Source organism: Delftia sp. WY8, from assembly GCF_018437695.1.
GTDB classification, from domain to species: Bacteria; Pseudomonadota; Gammaproteobacteria; order Burkholderiales; family Burkholderiaceae_C; genus Comamonas; species Comamonas tsuruhatensis.
In genome coordinates, this window is record NZ_CP049795.1 from 2,665,418 (window position 1) to 2,688,580 (window position 23,163).

Below are 23,163 nucleotides of genomic sequence, written 5' to 3' on the forward strand. Positions count from 1 at the left end.
TCTCAATACAAATAAAAAAAGCGGGACTTGCGTCCCGCTTTTTTGAGTGCTATTTAGGCTTTAAGTTGCTTGCTCACGCAAACAAATTATTGAGCCACAGGACGCACGTGGCGGTGAGGCCAGGTGATACCGTAGGTGCCAGAGAAGCCAGTGCTTGCGCTGGGGTTGGTCAGCTTCTGGAAGGAAGCGCCCACGATAGGCAGACCAGCACCACCGTTGTTCACGTTGGCGTTAGCCCAGCCGCGAGTGTAGGCAGAGTTGCCAGTGTCTTGGCGAGCAACCGTGGCACCCAGCACCGAGGTACCGGAGTCAGCGAAGCTCAGCACGCTGGTTTCGCCGCAGAAGCGAACTTGCTGCACTTGACCAGGCGACAGGATGGCGCCGCTTTCCTTGAACTCTTCTTCACGACCGTAGAAGGTCTGGCCATCAGCGTTCACGCAGATCTTGGCATCGCCAGTCGAGCCGGTGACCGCAGTGTTGCCGCCGTGGAAGAAGGCCGTGCCATTGACGCCCAGGATGTCCGAAGAGAACACGCGGAACGCTGCGTCAGCTGCTGCAGTGCCCGAACCATTGTAGTTCAGAGCGACGCTGTAGCGACGGGTGGGCATGGAGAACACCCAGTCAGTCTTGCCGGACACAACAGCGTCGTTGGCATACTGGTTCAGCACGTTGCGGGTTGCCAGCTGTTGCGACAGCGCCTGAGCCTGAGCCAAGGGAGCGGTAGCGCCAACGGCCGTGAAGTAAGGCGTCGACATGTCGGGCAGGTCGTATTCGCCAGCAGCGATCACGGGGTTCGTGAAGCTGCCACCGGAAACGGCGCCAGCTGCAGTCTTGCTAGTGCCGACATTCAGCGTACGGAACAGCGGGTCAGCCGTCACGTTGTTGGCAGTCGCTGCGTCAACAGAGTTGGCACGCTGAGGGAACAGCACGAAGTTGCCGCGAGCAGGCACGCCATTAGCCACTGCGGTCAGAGCCGTAGCAGCGCCGGAGAACGTGGTGGTCTGGGGCACGTTCATGATGTACCAGTCACCCAGCAGACCTGTGGTCGGGGTAGCCAGGCCAGCCGCAGCAGCGTCACCTTCCACCGTGTAGTTGGTGTTCAGAACAGCAGTGTTCAGGACAGAGCTGTCGCACTCAGCCACGCCAGCAGCGTTGTGCTTGATGGTCTTGTACAGAGCCGAACGTGCACCGGTAGTACCACCACCGTAGACAGAAGTGCTCGGGATGTCAGCCATGTTGAAGATTTCAACGTAGCCTTCACGCGAACCAGCAGCTTGGGCGTCAGCCGACAGCTTGGGGTTCAGACGAGCGGTCGTGCCGTTGAAGAAGCCAGCCTTGCCAGCCACCTTGCCACCGTCCACTGCCATGGGAGCCGAGTTCAGCTTGGGCAGCGTGCAGGTGTTGTCGGAGCTGACCAGTTGCAGGATGCCGTTGGAACCTTGGGTCACAGCAGCAGTCCACACGTCCTGGGGCGACAGGAAGACTTGGAAGTCCATCAGGTCGTCAGAGTTGGCAGCGCCACGGAAACGAACCTTCACGGCCTTGCCGTTCAGAGTGTCGGTGTTCACCAGGTGCAGCACGGTCATGTTGCCGTTCTGGGCGGTGAAGTAAGGCACCACCAGGTTGTGACCCGTGCCGCCTTCGTTCAGTTCAAAACCAGTTGCATTGGAAAGACCCAGCTGAGTAGCAGAAGGAACAGCACCGTTACCGCGGATCACGTCGGCCGATGCCGCACCTGCAAAGCCCAGGCCACCAACCATGGCAGCAATGCTCAGGGCCAGAACATTTTTCTTCATAAGAACTATCTCCAGTAAAAAAGATAAGGTAGTTGCAACCACCACGATTGATCGCCGAGGAATCGTAGCACAGCCAGTTAAGCCAACATGTGGCTTTTTGGGAGCACGCAAGCATGATTTTGCGAAAAAAACAACACTTGCCTGGCTGGCGCCGCTACAGGGACGGCGAATTATCCCTGACATTTATCTTTGAGCCCAGCGGTTTCTGGGGTCAGTCCAGGAAAAGCCACCACTGACCGTCTTCAAGCACCCACGCTTCGGTGATGCTGATGGGCACATCGACCCCAGGCATGCTTGGCGCCGTGGTCGTGAAGTTACGACGTATCACGCAGCGTTCGGGATCACAGTTCGTCGAAAGCCGCTCCCCCCCCTTCAGTGTGGTCGCCACACCGTTCTCCAGGCGGAAGCGCTCCTTGGTCTTGAGCGCGCGATAGGAAGGCGTGAGGTAGGCGTATGCCGCATCCAGCTCCCCCGCCTGACGCGCCTTCAGATAGGCAGCCGAGCGCTTGTTGACAGTATCTTCAGGTCCCTGGGCCTGATCCGACGTTGTGGCGCAACCTGCCAGAACGGTAGCGCAAGCCAGGCCCACGCCCCATTGCAGCCAACGCGGGCGCAGCACCGAGGCAGAGACAAGTATCGAGTGGTTCATGCGTTTTATATCTCCAGAAAAAGAGGTGGGGTTGGAGGCCCGTGGCCTTCAAACGTTCCCAAGGAACACAGCGACTTCAGCGCGGGACTGGCGTGAGAGGACCGACCTCCACAGAAGCCTTTGACGAACCGGCAGGAGGCAGTGACGACGAAGATGATGACTTCAGTGTGGGCGCCAAGGCACGCATCTGCTCACGCAGATCGTCACTGACTTCACGCACGTCGATGTCAGTTCGCACGACACGAGGGGTGATGATGACGATCAGTTCGGTTCGTGCACCCGAGTTGTTGGTGGAACCAAACAGGTTGCCAACCACGGGCAGATCATACAAATAAGGTATTCCGGAACGACCTTCACTCGAATTTTCCTGGATCAGACCACCCATGACGATGGACTCCCCTGATCGCACAGCCACACGGCTCGATATCTGCCGCTGCAAGAAGGCACGTTGTTGAGTCACTTCATCCCTGGCTCCCACATCCGTCACGGACTGATTGACTGTCATAGTGACAAGATTTCCGGCATTGACAGAAGGGACGACCTGCAAATTTACGCCTGTGTCCTTGTACGAAAAATTGTCGATGGTGGTCCCTGAAGTACCAGTGACGGTGGTACCGGATTTGTAAGGCTGCTGCGTACCTACAGCGATAGCCGCCGGATGGTTATCCAGCACCATCAGCGTGGGACTCGCGACCACCTTCACCTGGGTCTTGCCCGCCAGAGCAGTCAGCACAGCTTTGATATTGCCCAAGGAGTTTTTGAGCGTGTAGTTAAAGCCCTGTCCAAGGCTCAAATCAGCCAGTCCTCCTGTGGCAGCGTCCAAGGCTGCAGCACCGGGCGGGCGGCCTTCCCCACCTTGACCCAACACCCCGCCATTCCCGCTATAGCCTTTATTGCCCACATCGCCGCTGAAGGCCCACTGCAATCCATAGCGCAATGTGTCATTGAGCGTCACCTCCACAATGCTGGCTTCAATCAACACCTGGGTGGGCGGCAGATCCAGCTTCTTGAGTGACGCTTCAATACGCTCGTACTCTGCGGGCGTGCCCCAGACAAGAACCGAGTTGTTGAGTTCATCCGCCATGACCCGGACGCTGCCCAACGTGGCAGTGACCGAGCCCGTGCCTTGGCCGGTGCCCGTCTGGTTGCCGAACCCAGATGTCATCCCGGACCCAAACCGCTGACCCGAATTCGAGCCGAATCCGCTATTGCCGAAACTGCCGCTGCTACCGAAGCCGCCACTGCTACCGAAGCCGCCACTGCTACCGAAGCCGCCACTGCTACCGAAGCCGCCACTGCTACCGAAGCCGCCACTGCTACCGAAGCCGCTATTGCCGAAACTGTTGTTACCAAAGCCCGAGGCTCCCGAAGTGGACGTTCCCAGCCCGGGAGCAACCCCACTGTTCGCCGTACTGCCAGAGGATGCGCCGCCAAAGATGCCCGCCAGAACACCCGCAAGGTGCTTGGCATTGCCGTTTTGCACGCGATAGATGTTCAACTGAGGCGCTGCGCCTCCGGAGCCCGGCTGGTCCAGCTTGGCGATCCAACGGCGCGCCTCGTCCAGGTAAGCGGCGCGTGGCGTGATGACAAGGATGCTGTTGAGCCGTTCAATGGGCATGATGCGCAGCGCGCCGAACAAGGGGTTGGCTTCCGTAAGCGCTGCAGCCCCCGCTGCCGCATTCGCCGCAGGTGCCGCACCCGCAACACCACTGGTGCCTGCCCTGGCCGCACCCGCGGCTGCAGGCGCTGCTGCACCGCCGCCCCCACCATTCATCAACTGCAAGGCAGCGCTGACTTCCTGGATGGAGACATATTTAAGAGGGAACACCCCTACCGACATTCCCTCGAGCAGGTTCACGTCAAAAGTGCGCACCATGTCCAGCCAGCCTTCGGCCTGCGCCCGAGATCCCGCCATGACCAGCAGATTGCGGATGTTGTCCACCCGCACGATGGCGTCGCCAGGCACCATCGGGCGCAAGATGGCCGCCATCTCGTTGGCGCCAATGTACTGAAGGGGCACGATGATAGTCCCGTAGCCTGGGGCCAGCGGAGTGGATGTCGTGGCTTGGCGCACCGTGGCACCAATGCTCTTGAGGGCGTCGACACGGCCGACATGGTAGGTGCCGCGCGCATCGCGAACCATGGCCATGCCGTTGGCCTGCAATGCGGTCTCCAGCAGATTCAGCGCCTGGTCGGCAGGAATATTGTTGCGAGTGCTCAGCGTGACATTTCCCGCAATCGGGGGGTGAAGCACGTAGTCCAGGCCAAGAATGTCTCCCAGCACGGTACGCACCACTTGGGCCAGCGGAGCATCTTCGAAGTTGAGCTTGACAGGCGCTCCTGTCACCGGAGGAAAGGTCTTGGCCTCGCCCAGCAATTTTCCAGTGCCCTCGAGAATCCGGGGCTGCTGCGATTGCGCCGAATCGTCAGACTTCTTGCCCGCTTGCTCTTCACCATCCGGGAGAAATACATAGTCGCCCTGAGAAAGATCGGTACGGAAATGGCTGACGAAATTATTCTTTGCAGGCTGCGCGCAGGCCAGCAGCAACTGGCACACGGCAAGCGCCAATGCGGTTCGGATAGGACGATTAGGCAGTTGCATAAATTTTCTTGACTGATTGTTGGGTTCCTGGCGCTTAATCAGCGCACGGCTCCGTCGCCAGGGCTCCCTGCTGGGGATGGAGCGGGCCTAAGAGTTCGACTTGCATCACGTGGATCAAAAACTGCAGCGGCTTGCGGCGAAGACTGCCCTTGATACACAGGAGCAGTAGTTCTCGGACGGCTACTTGGCGATACCGCGGGCTCTTTGTCCATCGCTGCCTTGGTCAGGGCGATCCTGCGTTGCACGCCGTTGCGCTCCAACTCGATTTCCCGCCCTTGCACGCTCAACAGCTTCCACCCGCCAAGGCTCTGGCCCAGCATCAGACGCTGCTCCTTGCCCTCATACTGCACGATGGCCCCAACGACAGGGCCATCAAAGACCCCGGATATCTTGGCCATCGCCCAATGATCAGGCTCTGGAGGAGGCTCATCCTTCTTGGGTGGTGGAGGAGGTGGTGGTGGAGGTGGCGGCCTGCGACTGAGGGCGAATAGAGGCCGCTCCTGCATCTGTAGCAGCAATTGGTCGTCCTTCCGGGACTCTGGCGACGGTGCCTGCGGCTGCTTGGGAAGCAGCGCCTGGATGTCCGCCTTGACAGGGGCAGGCGGCTGCCATGTGCTGTTCTTGATATCCAATTGCGGAGTGAACCAGGCCCAGGCCAGCCCCCCCACAAGCAGTACCAGGATGGACGCTGTCGCCCAACCCAACCAGTTGATCTGCTTCACGATGTCTTGCTCCGGAGAATGCTGAAGGTGAACTGCGCACTCAACCTCGGAGCAACTTTGGGGCTGACATTCAGAAGCCCGGCCTGAAGGTTGAACTCGACGTCTTCGAGCCAGATGGTGGGCGTTATGTCGCGCAGGGATATGAGTGCCATTTGGATGGCTGGCCACTCCCCTTCGGTAGACATGATGACGTCAATGCGTTCATAGGGGCCTTCCTCCGGATTGGGACGGACTTGGCTGCTCACAATAGACAAACCAGCTCGATCCATTGCCGTGCGCAAACGCTGTTGTATGGCATTGCCAGTCTGGGTGGTATCGTTCTCCCCCGGATAGATGTGGTTGGCCTTGGCCTGTGCAACGCGCTTCAGAGCCTGCTGGATCTCTTCTTCCTGTTGCTGCATGCCAAGAAGCCGGGCATAGCGCGGCTCCAGCGTGGCCAACTGCTCCTGCCCCCACTGATGCTTCGCATGCACCCACAGCCCGACCAAGATCAGGGGCAGCAGCAGCATTCCGACCAGCACAGCCAGGATGGCCCACTGGCGCCAAGCCCGCTTTGAATTCATATTTGTCATGCGCCTTCCTGTGGAGGGTGTTGCCCTTCGGGCGCATCCGATGCCGGATTTTCCTTGGGCGCATCCTCTGATGCATGCAATCCAAGAATTGCAGGATCGATTACAGCTTCCAGTGCAAAGCTCTCCTTGCTGGAGCGGGAGGCGCGCGTCACCGCGCTGGGCAGGCGGACTTCACGAAAACCTGGCTCCCGCGACAGCAGCTCGACCACTTCGGAGGTATTGTCACTCAGGCCTTGCACGCTCAATTTCGTGCCCTTGATCTGTACCCGCTGCACTGCCGTGTCGTCAGGCAGCACCCGGGTCAGCGCGGCCATTACTCGAACATGGTCAATCTGCTGCTGCTGGCGAGCGAGGAGTTCGGACACACTTTCAGCTTCGGCCATCAATCCTTGCCGCTTGCCAACCACTTCCGAGGTGGACCGGGTCAGCTTGGCAAGTTGATTACCAGCATCGATGGCACGCAGCCGCAACTGCGCCGTGGGAGTGATGGCCAATCCGATAGCCAGAACCAGCGTCCCGAGCAGGCCAGCCACCAGCCAGCGTCGTTGCTTTGCCTCAAGCTGCAGCCTGCGCTGCTCACCAAAGCCGGTCAACATGATCGGGTTTGCCCCGGCGTTGACCCAGACCTCAGGTACCGAGCCCTGCGGCAAGTTGGCGTAATGCTCCTGCAACTCCTCTGCAACCAGACTGCGGGAAGTGATTACCACATCCACTTGCTGTGCAGCAGACAGCTGCGCGCCCGGGCGCACGACATGAGCCCAAAGTGTCTGATCTTCCCCGAATGGCGACATGGTCTGCACATCCAGTAATACAGCACCTTGCAATGCTTTAGGCGGCATGGACGGCAAGCGCAGACTGCGCAAAAGCACCTTGTCTGCAGAGAGCAAAACGGCGGCATACGCAGTCGACGCTCCTTCATTCGTCTGTATGCGCTCTCCCCAACGCAGACGGTCCCCTCGAACTAGTGCAATGGTGCCTGCAGGCACATTCACTCCATGGACTTGCATCGGCGAGGAAGGCATGCAGCGGCGTAGCAGCGGCAGGCGCTCCAACTGCTGCCAGGCTTCCCGCAGTTGACCTCCGAGCGAACTCAGGTCAATACCAAACAGCTTCGCATCGGAAGTCAGCAACGACATATTCCTTGCCACCCCTTCAAACGTTGTGCCATGTCGAAATTCTTCCTTTCTTGGCAAATAAGGCGCTATATGCGCCCCCTCCAGGCCTGGGAGGCCGAGAGAAGGACCCATGGCAGATTTCCCGGCCGGCCTCCGCCAGCCAAATCCACTTGGCGCACGACCAAGGCATCGCCCGCTCCATCAAAGGGCACCTTGGCAATGAATGAAAACCGGGAGCTGGCAATACCTTGCTGCAGTGTGACGCCTCCCTCCTCCAGCCACGGCCGCATGGATTCTGGTGAGGCCGCCGGATTGACACTGCCCCGACCATCAGAGTCCGCGACGATAAAGTCCCGGATGCTGGCAAGAACTCCATAAGTCATGCCAGGCACCTGCAACAGGTCTTCTGGAGCATCCCAGGCTGGCCGCAATGGCCGTGTTCCACCCGACACCAGCCGGGCCTGAACAATGGCCTGCGCCAAAGCATCGGCTGCCCCACCGTCCATGCCTGCGGCCCGGGACAAGAGACGCGACAAAAGCGCGGGGGGAGCATCGTTGATGTTGACCAAACCACTCCAGGGGGTGATGGCGACATCTATTATCCTGCCCGCCACTGGCACGGGCACCACCGTAAACTCACGGACATCCATGGGTTTGAGCGCCATGCGCTGTAAAAGCTGATAAATGGCGGCCTCGCCAATGGCTCGCGATTCCGTAGTCTGGCGTGCCACCCCGGCTATTGCAGCCTCCCTGCGCACGACACCCCCAAGGCTATTGGCGAAAATGGCCATGGCCGCCACAATCCACAGTACAAGCACCAGCGCCATGCCACGCTCGTTCAACCGCTCCCGCAGAGGCTTCGCACTGTCGAATCTCATCAGAACTAGCCTCCTCCCAGCACAGCCCTACCGGAACTTGCGGGATTCGACCCCGCAGGCGTACGCATGGCAATGATTGTCAGTGGCCATGGGCCACGATCCGTCTGCACCTCGATCTGTACGGCAGATGGCAGTTCCTTGTCGTTGTCCTTCTCGGGGCCCCATTGCGGCTGCCAATGTGCCACACCCAACCGGGCGTTCTGGTAACGCAAGGCAAAAGCAGTGACGCCACGATCAAGCACATAAGACTGGCTTTGGGCCCAGTCAGGCTCGACATCCTGGCCCTGCCATGGTGCGAAGCGCAGCACCAGCGCATCGCCTTCGACAGACAGTTGAAAATGGGTGCGCCCGCCCGCACCGAAGCGTGCAGGCATGATGCCCAGCCAGCGCATTCCCTGGGGCCCGCCCTGGAAGAACAGCTCGCTTTCCCCCTGCTTGCGAATGCCTGCCAGCCGCCTTACACCCGAGGCCTGACCCATGACCGAGCGCAGAAAACCAACGGACACGCGCAGATGGTCCATTCGATCAAGGCGCGCATCGACACGCTCCTGCGTCTGCGATACCGTGGACATCACCGATGCCAGGCCCAGCGTGAGCATGGACAGCAGAACCATGGCGACCAGAAGCTCGACCAGAGTGAAGCCTTGCTGGCGCGCCTTCATCGCGTCACCTCACCTGGCTGCAAAGGCCGCTGGGGACGCAGGGTTTCATACAGCCAACTGCGCCCCTCCGCCGTGATGGTGATGCGCAAGGTATGCAATGGCACCGCTCTCTCTGGTAAATCGCTGACAGGAAATGGTGCCGAGGCCACTTGCCAGGCATAAGGGCCGTCCTGCCCAGATGTTTGCACTCCGGCAGCGTCAACCATTGGAAATGCATCCATCAACGAATCTGCCAGCAGGGCTGCCCCCTGAGCTTGTTCGAGCTTTGCGACGCCACGCGCCGATCCACCCACGGCGCGATAGATCATCGCAACCGAGATAGCCATGATGGTCAACGCCACCAACAGCTCCAGCAAGGTCATGCCCCGCACCCGGGTGCGGGCTCCAGCGCGCCGACGCACTACAGGGCCTCTTTGGTGACTTGGCCGGACAGCCAGTCCACACGCAGACGCACGCCGCTGCCGCTTTGCGCGCGGGCGAGCGAAATGCTGCCGCCCGTGGCACCGCCCTCGGGCAGGAAGACGATGGTCTGGCTGCCGTCAGGCAGGGCCATGCCGGCTGCCGTGGTCAGTTGCACCGTCAGGCTGTCGGGCAGCTTGGCCGTGGCCTGGCCGGCGATGCCGTACTGCCGACTATTCGTATTGACCGCAAATGCCACGGGCATGCCCTGCAACGTGGCCTGCTGGCGCGCCTTGCGCAGCAGGGCCGTCACGTCCTGCACCGTCTGCCTATAGTCCACGGCATCGCGCAGCTTGCCCATGGCAGGCGGCACGATGCCGATGATGGCGGCAAGGATGCCGAAGACCACCAGCAACTCGATCAGCGTGAAACCATGGGCGCGCTTCAAGACATATTCCCGGCACGGAGGCAGCGTTGCACTACGGCGTCAGACCAGCAACTTACTTGGTGTTGCGGATATCGGAGGCCTCGCCCTCGCCACCAGGTGTGCCGTCGGAACCCAGCGAGAGGATTTCCAGGTCGCCATTGGCAGCCGGGTAGGTGTAGCGGTAAGGGTTGTTCCAGGGATCATTCGGCACGCCACCCTTCAGGTAAGGGCCTGCCCAGCCGGCGACGCCAGCGGGCTGCTTGACCAGCGCATCCAGGCCTTGCTGCGAGGTGGGATAGCGGCCCACGTCGAGCTTGTACAGCTCCAGCGCCTTTTCGATGTCGGCAATCTGCACGCCGGCCGTCTTGGTCTTGGCTCCGCCCAACTGGTTCAGCACCTTGGGGCCGACCAGGCCGGCCAGCAGGGTCAGGATGGCCAGCACGACCAGCAGTTCGATCAGCGTGAAGCCACGCTTGCGGGCGCGGGAGGACAGTTGCTTTTGCATGCGCATCATCTTCTACATACCTTTCAGACAATTCAGATTCATCAGACGGCCAGATCGTTGACGGACAGGATTCCGAGCAGGATCGACACGATGATGGAGGCGATAAGGATACCGAGGACCAAGATCAGCGCCGGCTCCAGCATGGTCAGGAGGCGTTTGATCGCGTTTTCGACCTCGCGGTTCAATATGTTGGACAGCTCCAGCATCATGTCGCCCAGGCGGCCGGTTTCCTCGCCCACCCGCACCAGATTCAGGGCCAGGGGCTCGAATTCTCCGGTTTTCTGGGCAGCATGGGCCATGCGATGGCCTTCCTTGACCATGGGACCCATTTTTTCCAGGCGCTCGCGGATGGCGACGTTGGAGACCGTGTCGCTGGCAATGCGCAGTGCGGTCAGCAGCGTGACGCCGTTGCCCAGCAGCGTGCCCAGCGATCGGCTGAACAAGGTGAGCTGGTACTTGCGCACCACGCCACCCAGGCCCGGCAGGCCCAGCAGCCACGATTGCCAGGTCTGGCGGCCCTTGGGGCTCTTGGCCCAGCGGGAAAAGGCCCAGCCCAGCGCGCCCAGCACGATGAACACCGCCCAGCCGTAGCTGCGAAACGCATGGCCCAGCCCCATCACGAACTGCGTGGGAAGGGGCAGCGCGTCGCCCATGTCGTTGAAGAGCTGCTCGAACTGCGGGACCACGAAGCCCAGCATGGCCACCAGGGACAGCACGGCCACGCCCAGCAGGATGGCCGGATAGATGGTGGCCGAGACCACGCTGTCGCGCAGGGCACGCTGGCGCGCCATGTGTTCCACCAGCCGGTTGAGCACACCCGACATCTGGCCGCTGGCCTCGCCCGAGCGCACCATGTTGATATAGAAGTCGCCGAACAGGTCATGGTGCTTGCCCAGCGCCTGGCTCAGCGGCATGCCGGCCTTGACGCTGTCGAGCACGGACTGGAGCATGGCCTGCATCTGCACCTTGTGGCTCATCTCCACCAGGACCTTGAGCGCATTGTCCAGCGACAGGCCGGCACGCATCATGATGGCCAGTTCGGTGGTCATGCCCTGGATGTCGTCGGCCTTGATGCGGCCTTTCTTGAGCGCACGCGCCGCCAGCGGCACATTGCCCAGGCTTGCGGCTTCCTCGACCTTGATGGGCGACAGGCGGCTCTTGCGCAGGTGCACCACCACCTCGGCCACGGCCGCAGCGGAAAAAGTGCCCTTGACCATCTGACCGCGGCTGTCCACGGCCTCCCAGCTGTAATCAGGCATCGCTCTGGTCCTGGGTCACGCGCAGCACTTCGTCGAGCGTGGTGACGCCCGAGGCCACCTTGCGCAGGCCGTCGTCATAGAGGCTCAGCATGCCGCTCTTGGCGGCCATGGCATGCAGGGCGTTGGCATCCTGGCCTTCGATGATGGCGCGGCGCAGCGGCTCGTCGATGACCATGAGTTCGTGGATGCCGGTACGCCCCTTGTAGCCCGTGCCGCGGCAGTGCTCGCAGCCGACGGCGCGGTAGATGGGCGAGCCCTCGCGCAGAAAGCGCTTGAGGCCGCTGCCCTCGATGGCGGCCGTCGGCAGTGTGTCGGGCTGCTTGCAGCGCGAGCACAGCGTGCGCACCAGCCGCTGGGCCAGCACGCCGTTGACCGAGGAGGTGATCAAGTAGCTCTCCACCCCCATGTCGCGCATGCGGGTGACGGCGCCTGCGGCGGTGTTGGTGTGCAGCGTGGACAGCACCAGGTGACCTGTCAGGGCGGACTGCACGGCGATCTGCGCGGTTTCTCCGTCACGCATTTCGCCGATCATGATGATGTCCGGGTCCTGGCGCAGGATGGAGCGCAGGGCGTTGGCGAAGGTCAGGTCGATCTGGGGATGGACCTGGATCTGGTTGATGCCGTCGAGCTGGTATTCGACCGGGTCCTCGACGGTGATGATCTTGTTGGAAACCGCGTCGATCTTGGACAGGGCTGCATACAGCGTGGTGGTCTTGCCAGAGCCCGTGGGGCCCGTGACCAGCACAATGCCGTGCGGCTTGGCCAGCAGCGTGTTGAATTTCTCGAGCGTGTCCGCCTCGAAGCCCATGCTTTCCAGACGCAACCTCACGCTGGCGCGGTCCAGCACCCGCATGACGATGCTCTCGCCATGCACCGTGGGCGCGGTGGAGACGCGCAGGTCCAGTTCGCGGCCCTTGGCGCGGGTCTTGATGCGGCCGTCCTGCGGCAGGCGGCGCTCGGCAATGTCCAGATGGGCTAGCAGCTTGACGCGCGAGCCGACGGCCGCGCTCAGCCGGGGCGGCACGAGTTCGGCCGCGTGGATCACGCCGTCCATGCGGTAGCGCACCTGCAGGCCGGCTTCAAAGGGCTCGAGGTGGATGTCGGAGGCGTGCAGCTCGATGGCGCGGGAAATGATGCCTGTGACCAGGCGGATGACGGGCGCCTCGCTGGCCAGGTCCTTCAGATGTTCGACGAAGTCGCCACCCGTGGCGTCCGATTCCCAGTCCTGGCCTTCTTCCCCTTCGGGTTCCTGGCCTGCTTCGGACAGTGCCTTGCGGATGTCGGCCTCCAGCGCCAGCACGGGCTTGATCTGCAGCCCCGTGGCCAGGCGCAGCGCCTTGGTGATGAAGGGGTCCTGAGGCACGGACATGGCCACTTCGAGCACGCCGTCCTGCAGTGAAATGGGGCAGACGCACTGCGCATCCAGAAAGCTGGCCAGCAGGCCCGGCACGTCGGGCAGCAGGTCGGGAAACTCTTCCGCACGCAGCCAGCGCATCTGCAGCTGCTCGGCCAGCGCCTGGGCCACGTCGGTTTCCGCCACCACACCCAGCTGTACCAGCACCTGGCCCAGGTAGCCGCCCAACTCCTGCTGCGCCTGCAGGGCGTTTTGCAGATCGCGCTCGTTCAGCTTGCCGGCGGAAAGGAGGCGTTCGCCCAGCCGCCCCTTGATCGGGGCTTCGACAGCGGCAATCGGTTCCATGAGGTGATTGGTGGAAGACATTGCCGCGGATTATCCACTGTCGCCGCATCCCCCGCCAAAGGCATTGCATGCGACACCCAGGGGCGCCGCCTTCCCGTCATCAACTGTTACGTGCGCAATCGTGCGGCGCGATGCTGCGCTGCACGATGAAAAGTGGCCTCAGGCGGTTCCAGGCGTTGTCAGGTGGTTCAAGGCGGCTTCAAGCCGCCTTCACCGCCTCCGCGGGCAGGCCGCTGGCATCACCCCAACGGCGCTGGGCCATGACCAGCAGCCCCTCGAAGATGAGGTTGTCCACCAGTTCGAAAGGCCGCGTCATGCTGGGCACCATCTTCCAGCCGGCGCCGCCGGCCATGACGCAGGCAGGCTCCATGCTGCAGTGCATGTAGAGATGCTGGTACATGCGCTCCACGGCACCGGCGATGGCGTAGGTGCCGCCGCTGGTCAGGGCGTCGCTGGTGTTGGTGGGAAATGGCGTGACCGCGCCCGTGGGCACATGCAGGCCGGCCGTGCCGCTTTCCAGGGCGCGCAGCATGATGCCGTGGCCCGGAAGAATCAGCCCGCCCATGAAGTGGCCATGCTGGTCCAGCGCGTCCACGGTGACGGCCGTGCCGACCATGACCACGATCAGGGGCCGCTCGGGGCCGCGCTGCAGGATGTGCTGGCGCGCACCGATCATGGCCACCCAGCGGTCCGCACCCAGGCGCGACGGAAAATCGTAGCCATTGGTGACGCCGGCCTCGGCTGCGCTGGGCACGGCCCACTGCGGCTCGAAATCCCAGCCCAGCATCATGTCGATCTGGTCGTGCACGCGCCGTCGCGCCGTGTCGCCAGCCACCACGCAGCCCAGCATGCGCGTGGGCGTGGGCAGGTCGCTCCACGGCCCTTCGGCCAGGTGCTCGATGTGCTCAAGGAACTCGGCGCCGTGCGCCAACAGGGCAGCGCCAGGCCGATGCGCGTCGTACATCGCCCATTTCAAGCGGGTGTTGCCGATGTCTATGGCCAAAAAAGTCATGGGCGGGATTATCGGAGTTTTCCGGAGGATAGCGTCAGCCATGGACGACAACTGAGTGAGGACGTGAACGCAAGAATGGCGCAAATGTCAAAAATCCGGGAGCGCTCCTGCCCGGCAGCGCGCGCTGCCACTGTTAGGCGTTACATTGGCCTTTCCGTTTTTCCACCCACCAACAGGAGTCACCCATGGGACTTTTCAGTTTCATCAAGGAAGCCGGCGAAAAGCTGTTCGGCGGCAGCGCCGCACAGGCAGCCGAGCCTGCGCAAGACCTGAATGCCAAGGCGGCCAAGGCCATCGAGACCTATATCGGCACGCAGAACCTGGGCGTCAGTGACGTGAAGGTGCAGTTCGACGGCTCGCAGGGCAAGGTCACGGTGCTGGGCACGGCACCTACCCAGGCGGCCAAGGAAAAGGTGACGCTGTGCTGCGGCAACGTCTCCAGCGTGCAGTCCGTGGACAACCAGATGACGGTGACCAACCCCGAGCCCGAAGCCCAGTACCACGACGTGGTGCGCGGCGACACGCTGTCGGCCATTGCCAAGAAGTTCTATGGCGATGCCAATAAGTACCCGGTGATCTTCGAGGCCAACAAGCCCATGCTGAGCCACCCCGACAAGATCTACCCCGGCCAGAAGCTGCGCATTCCGGCAATCTAAGCCCCCCCTGAGCGGCGTCGCCGCTTCCCCCTGAGGGGGACGACACCCTCGCGGCGGGGCGGCCCTTGCTCGGTGTCTCTGACCTGGCTCATGCCAGTTCTGGATGCCGCGAATTAGACCTACCCCGCTCCGAGAAAGGCCGCAATAGCGGCCTTTCTCAATGAAAGATTCAGTATTTACCGCTCAACAGCGCACCGAATCGCGGAACGGCTGTCGGCAAGCCCAGGCGCTTGAGCATCATGAACGTCGTGGCCACCGAGGAAGACAGTACCGGCAGGCCCACGCGGTCCTCGATGGGCTGCACCGAGGCCAGCGAGGGCATCTGCACGCAGGCCGAGGCGATGACCGCGTCGGCATTGGCCGTGTTCAGGCGCCGCGTGATCTCGATGGGTGCGCGCGCATCCTGGGCGCCCACCTGCAGGTTGTCGGCAATCTCCAGCGAGATGCTGTCCACCACTTCGATGCCTTCGTTCTCTATGTAGTCGATGACCAGCTGCGTCAGCGGCTTCATATAGGGCGCCAGCAGCGCCACCTTCTTCGCGCCGATGGCGTGCAGGCCATCGACCAGGGCGCCGGCGCTGGTGACCACAGGCGCGGGGCCGCCGTTGTCCACGGTGCGCTGGTGCAGGCGCGTCTCGGAGACACGGTGGTAGCCGCGCCCCATGCTCATGATGGCCACCAGGCAGGCATAGCCGAGCACATCGACACGCGCATCCGACAGTTCCAGCGCGCAGCGGTCGCTGTCGCCGTCCATGGCAGCCAGCTCCTCCTTGGTCACATGCTTCATGCGCATGCGGCTGGAGTGAAAGGTGAAACGCTCGGGCGCCAGGGCCTCGCGGGCCCGCAGGATGGCGGGGATCTCGGTCTCCATCGTGGTGTTGGAGCTGGGCACGATCTGCCCGATACGGAAATGGTTTTTGGCTGTCATGTCAATCCATCGTGATGTGGTTGGCCTTGATGACCTTGCCCCAGTGGTCCGTCTCGCGCTGGACCAGGGCGGCCAGCGCCTGCGGGCCGAGGAATCGCGGCTCCACGCCCTGCAGGGCCGCGCGCTTTTGCACGTCAGGCGACTCCAGGGAGGTCTTGAGCGCGTCCGACAGCCTGGCGATGGCGTCGGGCGGTGTGCCCGCAGGCGCGAACAGGCCGACCCAGGCCTCCAGCTCGAAGCCCGGCAGGCCCGCTTCTGCGGTGGTGGGCACATCGGGCAGCATGGGATGGCGCGTCTTGCTGGTCACGGCCAGGGCCCTGAGCTTGCCCGTCTGCACATGGCCCAGCACCGAAGGCGGCGTGGTGATGAACATCTGCACCTGACCGCCCAGCACGTCCTGGATGGCCGGGCCGGACCCCTTGTAGGGCACATGCGTGATCTGGGTCTGGGTCACCTGGGCGAACACGGCCGTGCCCACGTGCGACAGCGAGCCATTGCCCTGCGACGCATAGTTGACCTTGCCCGGGTTCTTGCGCAGGTAGGCAATGAATTCCTGCAGACTGTTCGCCGGCACCGAAGGATGGACGGCGATCACATTGGTGGCGGCCACGATCAGTCCCACGGGCACCAGCTCGGACTGGGCCCAGGGCAGCTTGGGAAACAGCGCCGGATTGCCCACGTGGTAGGCCGAATACGAAGCCAGCAGCGTGTAGCCGTCCTTGGGTGCCCTGGCCACCATCTGGTAGGCAATGTTGCCGCTGGCCCCGCCCCGGTTGTCCACCACGACCGACTGCCCCAGCAGGCGCGACATCGGATCGGACGCCAGGCGTGCCGCCGTGTCCACCACGCCTCCGGGCGGATTGGGGACCACGAGGGTGATGGACTTGGCTGGAAAGGCCTGGGCCTGGACGGTTCCTGCGCCCAGCAGGGCGGCCGCTGCCAGGCCGGCGGCCTGCAGCACAATGCGTCGATTCATGCTTGTCTCCATGTTCTCTTTGTACCGGCGCATTCTTGCGGGCCTGCTCGCGGTCGAAAAGCCGTATCTCGTTGATCCATCCTTCGTCTCTGGTGGAGGATGGGAATGATCAACCTCCACCGCTTCGATCTGCTGACACTGCGCCTGTATGTGGCCGTGGTCGATGCCGGCAGCCTGACGGCCGGCTCGCGCACGCTGGGGCTGTCACTGGCAGCCGCCAGCAAGCGCGTGGCCGAGCTGGAGCAGCACTGCGGCGTGACCCTGCTGGTGCGCAGCAAGCGCGGCGTCACGCCCACGCCCGCCGGCCAGAGCATGTACCACCATGCCGTGGACGTGGTGGCCCGGCTGGAGCATCTGGCCCTGGCCATGGACGACTTTCGCAGCGGCGCCACAGGCCAGTTGCGCCTGTGGGCCAACAACTCGGCGTTCGCAGGCTTTCTGCCGCGGCTGCTGGCCGACTTCATGGCCTCCCACCCAGGTGTCTCGGTGGACCTGGAGGACGCGCTGAGCGAGGAATCCGTGCGGGCCGTGCTCAGCGGCGTGGCCGAACTGGCCATCATTGGCGAGAACACGCCACTGGAAGGGCTGAGCACCCAGGTCTGCGATGTGGACGAACTGGTGCTGGTCATGCCGCGCGGCCATGCGCTGGACACGGACGACGACTCCCCCGTGCCCCTGGCCACCGTGCTGGACCACGACTTCGTGAGCCTGGCCCGCTCCACCTCGCTGATGCGGCGCATTGCCGCTGAGGCCGAGTCCATCAACCGGCCGGTGCGGATCCGCATCCAGGTGCGCAGCTTCGATGCCATGTGCCACATGGTCTCGGTGGGTCTGGGCCTGGCCATCCTGCCGCGCGCGGCCACCGCGCCGCACCTGGCCGCGCGGGCACTGCGGCTGCGCCCGCTGGGGGCGCTCAACACACGGCGCCGGCTGTTGCTGGCCATGCGCTCGCAGGCCACGCTGTCGGGACCGGCCCAGGCCCTGGTGGACATGGTGGCCGCCCGGGCGGCGGCGCTGGGGTTCGCGCAGCCGCAGCGCTGAGCGACGCCAGGTCGGCGCCGGCTTACTGGCGCCAGGGCAGGCCGCGCAGGCGCCAGCCGCCGACATGGCCGCGCTGGCTGTTGGCGTCCACATCGCCCTCAAAGCCTTCGAGGATGTTGTAGGCCTCGATGCCCAGTTGCGCTGCGCGCTGGGCAGCGGCCACCGAGCGCACGCCGCTGCGGCACAGCAGGACCACCTTGCCGCCCTCAGGCACGGCGGCGCGCAGCTGGCTGTCGAAATCGGGGTTCATGGCCATGGACGGCCACTGCTTCCAGGCCACGGCCACGGCGCCGGGTACGCGGCCCACCCACTCGCGCTCGGCATCGGTGCGCACGTCCACCAGCGCGGCTTCACCGGATTGCAGCCATTGCCAGGCAAGTTCGGGAGGAATGTCGCCTGCATAGCCCTGTGCGGGCTGGACGGCCAGGGGAATGGCTGCGGGAACGGGAGCGTTTGCGGACATGGATGGGCTTTCTTGATAGGACGCGGTTGTGTGCCCGGCAAGAATAACCGTCCAGCCCGACTGGCGCCGCCTCGCCGGTGCCCGGATCGCCTATTCCCAGGGCGGCAGCAGCCTGTCGCGCAGCACCTGGCGCTGCGCCTCCCAGCCCGGCATCACGCTGGCCACCGTGGCCCAGAAGCGCGGGCTGTGGTCCATGTGGCGCAGGTGGGACAGCTCGTGCACGACCACGTAGTCGATGACCTCGGGCGTGTGCTGCATGAGCCGCCAGTTCAGGCGGATGGCCCCTGCGGTGTTGGCGCTGCCCCAGCGCGTGCGCGCGCTGGTCAGGCGCAGGCTGGTCCATTGCACGCCCAGCAGCGGCGCATGGCGCTGCAGGCTGGCCGTGAACCAGGAGCGGGCCTCGCGCAGCATCCAGGCCTGCACGCAGGCACGCACCTCGGCAGCCGATGCGTCTGGCGCCAGGGGCAGGTGCAGGGACTGGCTGCCGTCGGCCGCCTGTTCGCGGTGGACCTGGCGGGTGCGCAGCGGCTGGGCTTCGCCACCGGTGAGAAGCAGTGCCAGGGGACGCCCCAGATAGTCGATCTGGCCGCCGTGCTCCCACCGGATGCGTGCCGACTGCTGGGCCCGCTGGCGCTGTCCGGCCTCCTGAAGCTTGCGCAGTATCCAGCCCGACTTCGCATCCAGTGCCTGCCCGATGGCCGTCATGCTCACCCATGCGGGCGCGCTGACCACCAGCCCCTGCGTGCCGATGGTGAAGCCTATGGTGCGCCGGCGCGACCGCTGCAACCGAAAGTGCAGCACCTGCCCCTGGAGAACCGCCTGCTGGTTGGCTTGCGGATGAACGAAGGAACTGTGCACGGAGCCGGCGGGCGGGGTGGGTGCAGGTGCAGGCAAAGCCTGCGGCGCTTCGGGTTGAGCGGATCGCTCACGGCGCGGCCTCAGCCCGCCGTCCTGTCTTTCCGCGGCGGGCGGCACCAACCAATCCCAGGAACGCTGTGCCGTGTCCGCCATGCCGATTCCTGCCTCAGGCGCGGTAGGCCTCGGGGTCGAGGCGCTGCATCTCGGATTCGATCCAGTTTTCGACTTCCACCATCAGCTCCTCGTGCTTGCGGCCCACGGAAGGGATGGGCTTGCCGATGGAGACATCGACCACGCCCGGCGTCTTGATGAAGGCCTTGCGCGGCCAGCACTTGGCCGAGGTGACGGCAATGGGCACCACGGGCACGCCGGTCATGATGGCCAGGCGCGTGGCGCCGGTCTTGTACTCGCCGCGTTCGCCGCGCGGGATGCGCGTGCCTTCGGGGAACATGATGACCCAGGTGCCCTGGGCCAGCAGGCGCCGGCCCTGCTCCACGACCTTGTGGAATGCGCGCGACCCGTGCTTTCGGTCGATATGGATCATGTCCATGCTGCCGATGGACCAGCCGAAGAAGGGCACCATGAGCAGTTCCTTCTTGAACACATAGGCCAGCGGGCGCGGCATGATCGCCGGCATGAGGAAGGTTTCGTAGGTGGACTGGTGCTTGACCAGCAGCACCACGCCCTGCTTGGGGTCGGTGGGCAGGTTCTCCATGCCCTGCACGCGGTGGCGCACGCCCATGATCACGCGGGCGCTGTCCACCGACAGCTTGAGCCAGGCGCGCGCCACGGCATAGACGCGGCGCGGCCCGCCGCCCAGCCAGCGCGTGAGCAGCACGGCCAGGGTGTAGGGGATCACGGTGATGCCCATCCAGAGCATGTGGAGGGTGGAGCGGATCAGGGACATGGCGGCAGTGTGGTGCAGAAAGCGGCGCAGCGGCCGGGCGGCTGGCCCGGGCCTTGCGCCCTCAGGAATCGGAATTCACAAAGATAGCATTGTGCGCAGGACAGCAGGCCGGCGGCGCATGGACAAAGCGCTGTTCGGGCGTTCAGGCGTTCAGGGAGCCGGTGCGGCATCTGCCGGAACCAGCGCATCGGCCAGCGCGGCCAGGCTGGCATGGCGCCGGGTGCCGGCAGGCAATCCGGGCGGAAGTTCGCCGTCCAGAGACACTCCGGCGCTGGCGCCCGTGCAGACCAGGTGCAGGCGTGCGCCCATGGCCGCTCCGGCCTGCAGGTGGGCCACGCAGGAACCTATGACCCACAGCTGCTGCCCCTCGACGCCGAAGCGCTCGGCAATCTGCTCGAACAGCGCCGTGCCGGGCTTGCGGCAATGGCATTCCTCGTCCGGGGCATGGGGGCAGTAGAAAACCGCATCGACGCGCGCGCCTGCCGCCGCCATTTCGCGATGCATGCGCGCGTGCACGGCATTGAGCTCGGTCACGTCGAACAGGCCCCGGCCCAGGCCTGGCTGGTTGGTGGCGACCACCACATGCCAGCCCGCCCGGTTCAGGCGCGCCACGGCTTCCAGCGCACCGCGCTGGGCCTTCCAGGCCTCGGCCGAGCCGATGAACCCCTCTTCACCGATCTGGTTGAGGGTTCCGTCACGGTCCAGGATCGCAATTTTCATGGTCGGGTCCCAAGAATGTCAGAACTCAATTGCGCGCGTCCCAAGACGAGGGACACCGAGGAAGGGCCTAGGCCGGCCGCGCCGCCCCGCACCGAGGGTGTCGTCCCCCTCCCTTGCGAAGCAAGTAGAGAGGCGCCGTGCCACGGGGGGAAGGCGCGAAGCGCCTCAGGGGGTGCTCCATTCACGCCAGTCGCGAAAGGTCCGCCACGCGGTTCATGGCTTCGTGCAACGTGGCCAGCAGGCCCAGGCGGTTGGCCTTGAGCGCCCGGTCTTCGGCGTTGACCATCACATGCTCGAAGAAGGCATCGACCGGGGCGCGCAGCGCGGCCAGAGTCTGCAGGCTGGCCGTGTAGTCGCCGGCAGCAAACTGCTGCTGCGCCTTGGGCGCCACCGATTGCAGGGCTGCGTACAGGTCCTTCTCTGCCACCTCGGCCAGCACGGCCGCGTCGACCTGGGCCTGCACGGCCTGGTCGGCCTTCTTGAGGATGTTGCCCACGCGCTTGTTGGCGGCGGCCAGGGCCGGTGCCTCGGGCAGCTCGCCGAAGGCGCGCACGGCTTCCAGGCGCTTTTGCACGTCGGACAGGCGCTGCGGGCGCAGGGCCAGCACCGAGTCCACTTCCTGGGCCGAGAAACCCTGCTCGCGCAGGTTGCCGGCCAGGCGGTCGTAGATGAAATCGGCCAGCTGGGGCGTGGCGTCCTCGATCTTGTCGCCGAAGGCGGGCAGCACGCTGACCAGCAGGGTTTCCAGGTCCAGCGCCAGGTCCTTCTCGACCAGCATGCGGATCACGCCCAGGGCGTGGCGGCGCAGCGCGAAGGGGTCGCGGTCGCCCGTGGGCAGGTTGCCGATGCCGAACATGCCGACCAGGGTTTCCAGCTTGTCGGCCAGGGCCACGACCACGCCGGCGTTGCCGCGCGGCAGTTCGTCGCCCGCAAAGCGGGGCTTGTAGTGGTCCTCGATGGCATCGGCCACGGCCACGTCCAGGCCGTCGTTGAGCGCGTAGTAGCGGCCCATGGTGCCCTGCAGTTCGGGAAACTCGCCCACCATGTCGGTCACGAGGTCGGTCTTGGCCAGTTGCGCGGCCAGGTCGGCCTGCTGGGCCAGGCCCGTGTCGCCCAGCTGGCGGGCAATGCTCTTGGCGATGGAGCGCACGCGCTCCACGCGCTCGCCCTGGGTGCCGAGCTTGTTGTGGTAGACCACCTTGCCCAGCCCGTCCACGCGCGAGGCCAGGGTCTTCTTGCGGTCCTGGTCGAAGAAGAACTTGGCGTCGGCCAGACGCGGGCGCACCACGCGTTCGTTGCCGCCGATGACGGCGCTGGCATCCTGGGGGCTGATGTTGCTGACCACCAGGAACTGGTGGGTCAGCTTGCCGGCGGCGTCCAGCAGCGGGAAGTACTTCTGGTTGGCCTTCATGGTGAGGATCAGGCATTCCTGCGGCACGTCGAGGAATTCCTTCTCGAACTCGCAGACCAGCACATTGGGGCGCTCGACCAGGGCCGTGACTTCGTCCAGCAGGGCCTCGTCCTCGATGGGACGGACACCGCCGCCCACGCGCTCGGCAGCGGCCTGCAGCTGGCGCGCGATCTCGGCACGGCGCTCGGCGAAGCTGGCGATGACGGCGCCTTCCTCGCGCAGCTGCGCGGCGTAGTCATCGGCGGAGCGGATGACCACGGGATCGACCGCCGCCTCGAAGCGGTGGCCATGCGTGGCCGTGCCGGCCGTCAGGCCCAGGGCCTTGACGCCGATCAGCACCTCGGTGCCGTGCAGCACCACCAGGCCGTGGGCCGGGCGCACGAAATGGACGCTGCTCCAGCCGTCGGCCAGTTGGTAGCGCATGACCTTGGGGATGGGCAGCCGGGCAATGGCTTCGTCCAGCGCCTTTTGCACGCCGTCGGCCAGCATCACGCCGCGCACGGTGGAGGCGTGGAACAGGGCTTCGGCCTTGCCTTCGCCCTGGCGGGTCAGGCTGGCAACGGCTTCTTCGCCGGCGCCCAGGGCGGCCAGCTTCTTGATCAGTGCGGGCGTGGGCTTGCCGTCGGCGTCCAGGCCCACGGAGACGGGCATGAGCTTTTGCGACACGGCCTTGTCCTCGGCCTGGGGCAGCACTTCGGTGATGTGGGCGGCCAGGCGGCGCGGCGAGGCATAGGCCGTCAGGCGCGCTTCGCTGGAGGCCAGCAGGCCCTGGGCCTTGAGCTGCTCGAACAGCACGCCGGCAAAGGCGTCGCCCAGCTTTTGCAGCGCCTTCGGGGGCAGCTCTTCGACAAACAGTTCAACAAGAAGATTCGATGCGTTCATGGTCTGGTGTTCTCTCGGTGCAGC

At 64.3% G+C, this 23,163-nt stretch carries 23 protein-coding genes; 2 read left to right on the forward strand and 21 right to left on the reverse strand.

Features of this window, described 5'->3' with window-relative positions:
• Positions 1-86: 86 nt before the first annotated feature.
• The 14 genes from G4D77_RS12320 to G4D77_RS12385 form a co-directional block, all read right to left on the reverse strand.
• Positions 87-1,796 carry a cell surface protein gene (locus G4D77_RS12320; protein WP_154835791.1) on the reverse strand — a complete coding sequence of 570 codons (1,710 nt, stop codon included), beginning with the start codon at positions 1,794-1,796 and terminating at the stop codon, positions 87-89.
• A 211-nt stretch (positions 1,797-2,007) separates the two neighbouring features.
• Positions 2,008-2,445: a hypothetical protein gene (locus G4D77_RS12325; RefSeq protein ID WP_154835793.1), complete on the reverse strand. Its 438-nt coding sequence runs from the start codon at positions 2,443-2,445 to the stop codon at positions 2,008-2,010.
• Positions 2,446-2,521: 76 nt separating this feature from the next.
• Complete coding sequence (gene gspD, locus G4D77_RS12330; protein ID WP_154835795.1) at positions 2,522-5,047, reverse strand: type II secretion system secretin GspD; 2,526 nt, start codon at positions 5,045-5,047, stop codon at positions 2,522-2,524.
• A 38-nt stretch (positions 5,048-5,085) separates the two neighbouring features.
• Positions 5,086-5,769 (reverse strand): hypothetical protein, encoded by a 684-nt coding sequence (locus G4D77_RS12335; protein WP_227740848.1) that lies wholly within the window; start codon positions 5,767-5,769, stop codon positions 5,086-5,088.
• The gene (gspM, locus tag G4D77_RS12340; RefSeq protein ID WP_154835797.1) at positions 5,766-6,341 is read right to left on the reverse strand and encodes a type II secretion system protein GspM; all 576 of its coding nucleotides are present in this window, start codon (positions 6,339-6,341) and stop codon (positions 5,766-5,768) included. The genes G4D77_RS12335 and gspM overlap by 4 nt, the downstream gene beginning before the upstream one ends.
• The gene (locus G4D77_RS12345) at positions 6,338-7,477 is read right to left on the reverse strand and encodes a PilN domain-containing protein (RefSeq protein ID WP_193726175.1); all 1,140 of its coding nucleotides are present in this window, start codon (positions 7,475-7,477) and stop codon (positions 6,338-6,340) included. Before G4D77_RS12345 ends, gspM begins: the two co-directional genes overlap by 4 nt.
• 65 nt (positions 7,478-7,542) lie before the next feature.
• Complete coding sequence (locus G4D77_RS12350) at positions 7,543-8,334, reverse strand: general secretion pathway protein GspK (protein WP_154835801.1); 792 nt, start codon at positions 8,332-8,334, stop codon at positions 7,543-7,545.
• Between the two features lie 5 nt (positions 8,335-8,339).
• Positions 8,340-8,996 (reverse strand): prepilin-type N-terminal cleavage/methylation domain-containing protein, encoded by a 657-nt coding sequence (locus G4D77_RS12355; protein WP_154835803.1) that lies wholly within the window; start codon positions 8,994-8,996, stop codon positions 8,340-8,342.
• Positions 8,993-9,358 carry a type II secretion system protein gene (locus G4D77_RS12360; protein WP_154835805.1) on the reverse strand — a complete coding sequence of 122 codons (366 nt, stop codon included), beginning with the start codon at positions 9,356-9,358 and terminating at the stop codon, positions 8,993-8,995. Before G4D77_RS12360 ends, G4D77_RS12355 begins: the two co-directional genes overlap by 4 nt.
• A gap of 38 nt (positions 9,359-9,396) precedes the next feature.
• The gene (locus G4D77_RS12365; protein WP_046240069.1) at positions 9,397-9,843 is read right to left on the reverse strand and encodes a GspH/FimT family pseudopilin; all 447 of its coding nucleotides are present in this window, start codon (positions 9,841-9,843) and stop codon (positions 9,397-9,399) included.
• A gap of 52 nt (positions 9,844-9,895) precedes the next feature.
• The gene (gene gspG, locus G4D77_RS12370) at positions 9,896-10,336 is read right to left on the reverse strand and encodes a type II secretion system major pseudopilin GspG (protein WP_017405949.1); all 441 of its coding nucleotides are present in this window, start codon (positions 10,334-10,336) and stop codon (positions 9,896-9,898) included.
• A 32-nt stretch (positions 10,337-10,368) separates the two neighbouring features.
• Positions 10,369-11,586 carry a type II secretion system F family protein gene (locus G4D77_RS12375; RefSeq protein WP_016446466.1) on the reverse strand — a complete coding sequence of 406 codons (1,218 nt, stop codon included), beginning with the start codon at positions 11,584-11,586 and terminating at the stop codon, positions 10,369-10,371.
• Positions 11,579-13,285 (reverse strand): type II secretion system ATPase GspE, encoded by a 1,707-nt coding sequence (gspE, locus tag G4D77_RS12380; RefSeq protein WP_016446467.1) that lies wholly within the window; start codon positions 13,283-13,285, stop codon positions 11,579-11,581. The genes G4D77_RS12375 and gspE overlap by 8 nt, the downstream gene beginning before the upstream one ends.
• Before the next feature lie 199 nt (positions 13,286-13,484).
• Positions 13,485-14,297 (reverse strand): type III pantothenate kinase, encoded by an 813-nt coding sequence (locus G4D77_RS12385; protein ID WP_016446468.1) that lies wholly within the window; start codon positions 14,295-14,297, stop codon positions 13,485-13,487.
• 185 nt (positions 14,298-14,482) lie between these two features.
• Here G4D77_RS12385 and lysM point away from each other — a divergent pair, with 185 nt between their 5' ends.
• Complete coding sequence (gene lysM, locus G4D77_RS12390) at positions 14,483-14,953, forward strand: peptidoglycan-binding protein LysM (RefSeq protein ID WP_016446469.1); 471 nt, start codon at positions 14,483-14,485, stop codon at positions 14,951-14,953.
• 169 nt (positions 14,954-15,122) lie between these two features.
• Here lysM and G4D77_RS12395 read toward each other — a convergent pair whose 3' ends face one another.
• Positions 15,123-15,881 (reverse strand): maleate cis-trans isomerase family protein, encoded by a 759-nt coding sequence (locus G4D77_RS12395; RefSeq protein WP_154835806.1) that lies wholly within the window; start codon positions 15,879-15,881, stop codon positions 15,123-15,125.
• 1 nt (position 15,882) lies between these two features.
• Positions 15,883-16,857, reverse strand: a complete 975-nt coding sequence (locus tag G4D77_RS12400) for a Bug family tripartite tricarboxylate transporter substrate binding protein (RefSeq protein ID WP_016446471.1) — start codon at positions 16,855-16,857, stop codon at positions 15,883-15,885.
• Positions 16,858-16,962: 105 nt separating this feature from the next.
• On the opposite strand from G4D77_RS12400, the gene G4D77_RS12405 reads away from it, so the two are divergent.
• Entirely contained in the window at positions 16,963-17,898 is a 936-nt protein-coding gene (locus tag G4D77_RS12405; protein ID WP_016451833.1) for a LysR family transcriptional regulator, read from the forward strand.
• A 22-nt stretch (positions 17,899-17,920) separates the two neighbouring features.
• Here the strand turns inward: G4D77_RS12405 and G4D77_RS12410 are convergent, their stop codons facing one another.
• The 5 genes from G4D77_RS12410 to glyS form a co-directional block, all read right to left on the reverse strand.
• Entirely contained in the window at positions 17,921-18,361 is a 441-nt protein-coding gene (locus G4D77_RS12410; protein WP_154835808.1) for a rhodanese-like domain-containing protein, read from the reverse strand.
• Positions 18,362-18,451: 90 nt separating this feature from the next.
• On the reverse strand, positions 18,452-19,372 hold the full coding sequence (locus G4D77_RS12415) for a M48 family metallopeptidase (protein ID WP_016446473.1): 921 nt from the start codon (positions 19,370-19,372) through the stop codon (positions 18,452-18,454).
• Between the two features lie 13 nt (positions 19,373-19,385).
• Positions 19,386-20,126, reverse strand: a complete 741-nt coding sequence (locus G4D77_RS12420; protein ID WP_016446474.1) for a lysophospholipid acyltransferase family protein — start codon at positions 20,124-20,126, stop codon at positions 19,386-19,388.
• A gap of 150 nt (positions 20,127-20,276) precedes the next feature.
• The gene (locus G4D77_RS12425) at positions 20,277-20,846 is read right to left on the reverse strand and encodes a D-glycero-alpha-D-manno-heptose-1,7-bisphosphate 7-phosphatase (protein WP_016446475.1); all 570 of its coding nucleotides are present in this window, start codon (positions 20,844-20,846) and stop codon (positions 20,277-20,279) included.
• Between the two features lie 181 nt (positions 20,847-21,027).
• Positions 21,028-23,139, reverse strand: coding sequence for a glycine--tRNA ligase subunit beta (gene glyS / locus G4D77_RS12430; protein ID WP_154835810.1), 2,112 nt, complete (start codon positions 23,137-23,139; stop codon positions 21,028-21,030).
• Between the last annotated feature and the right edge of the window lie 24 nt (positions 23,140-23,163).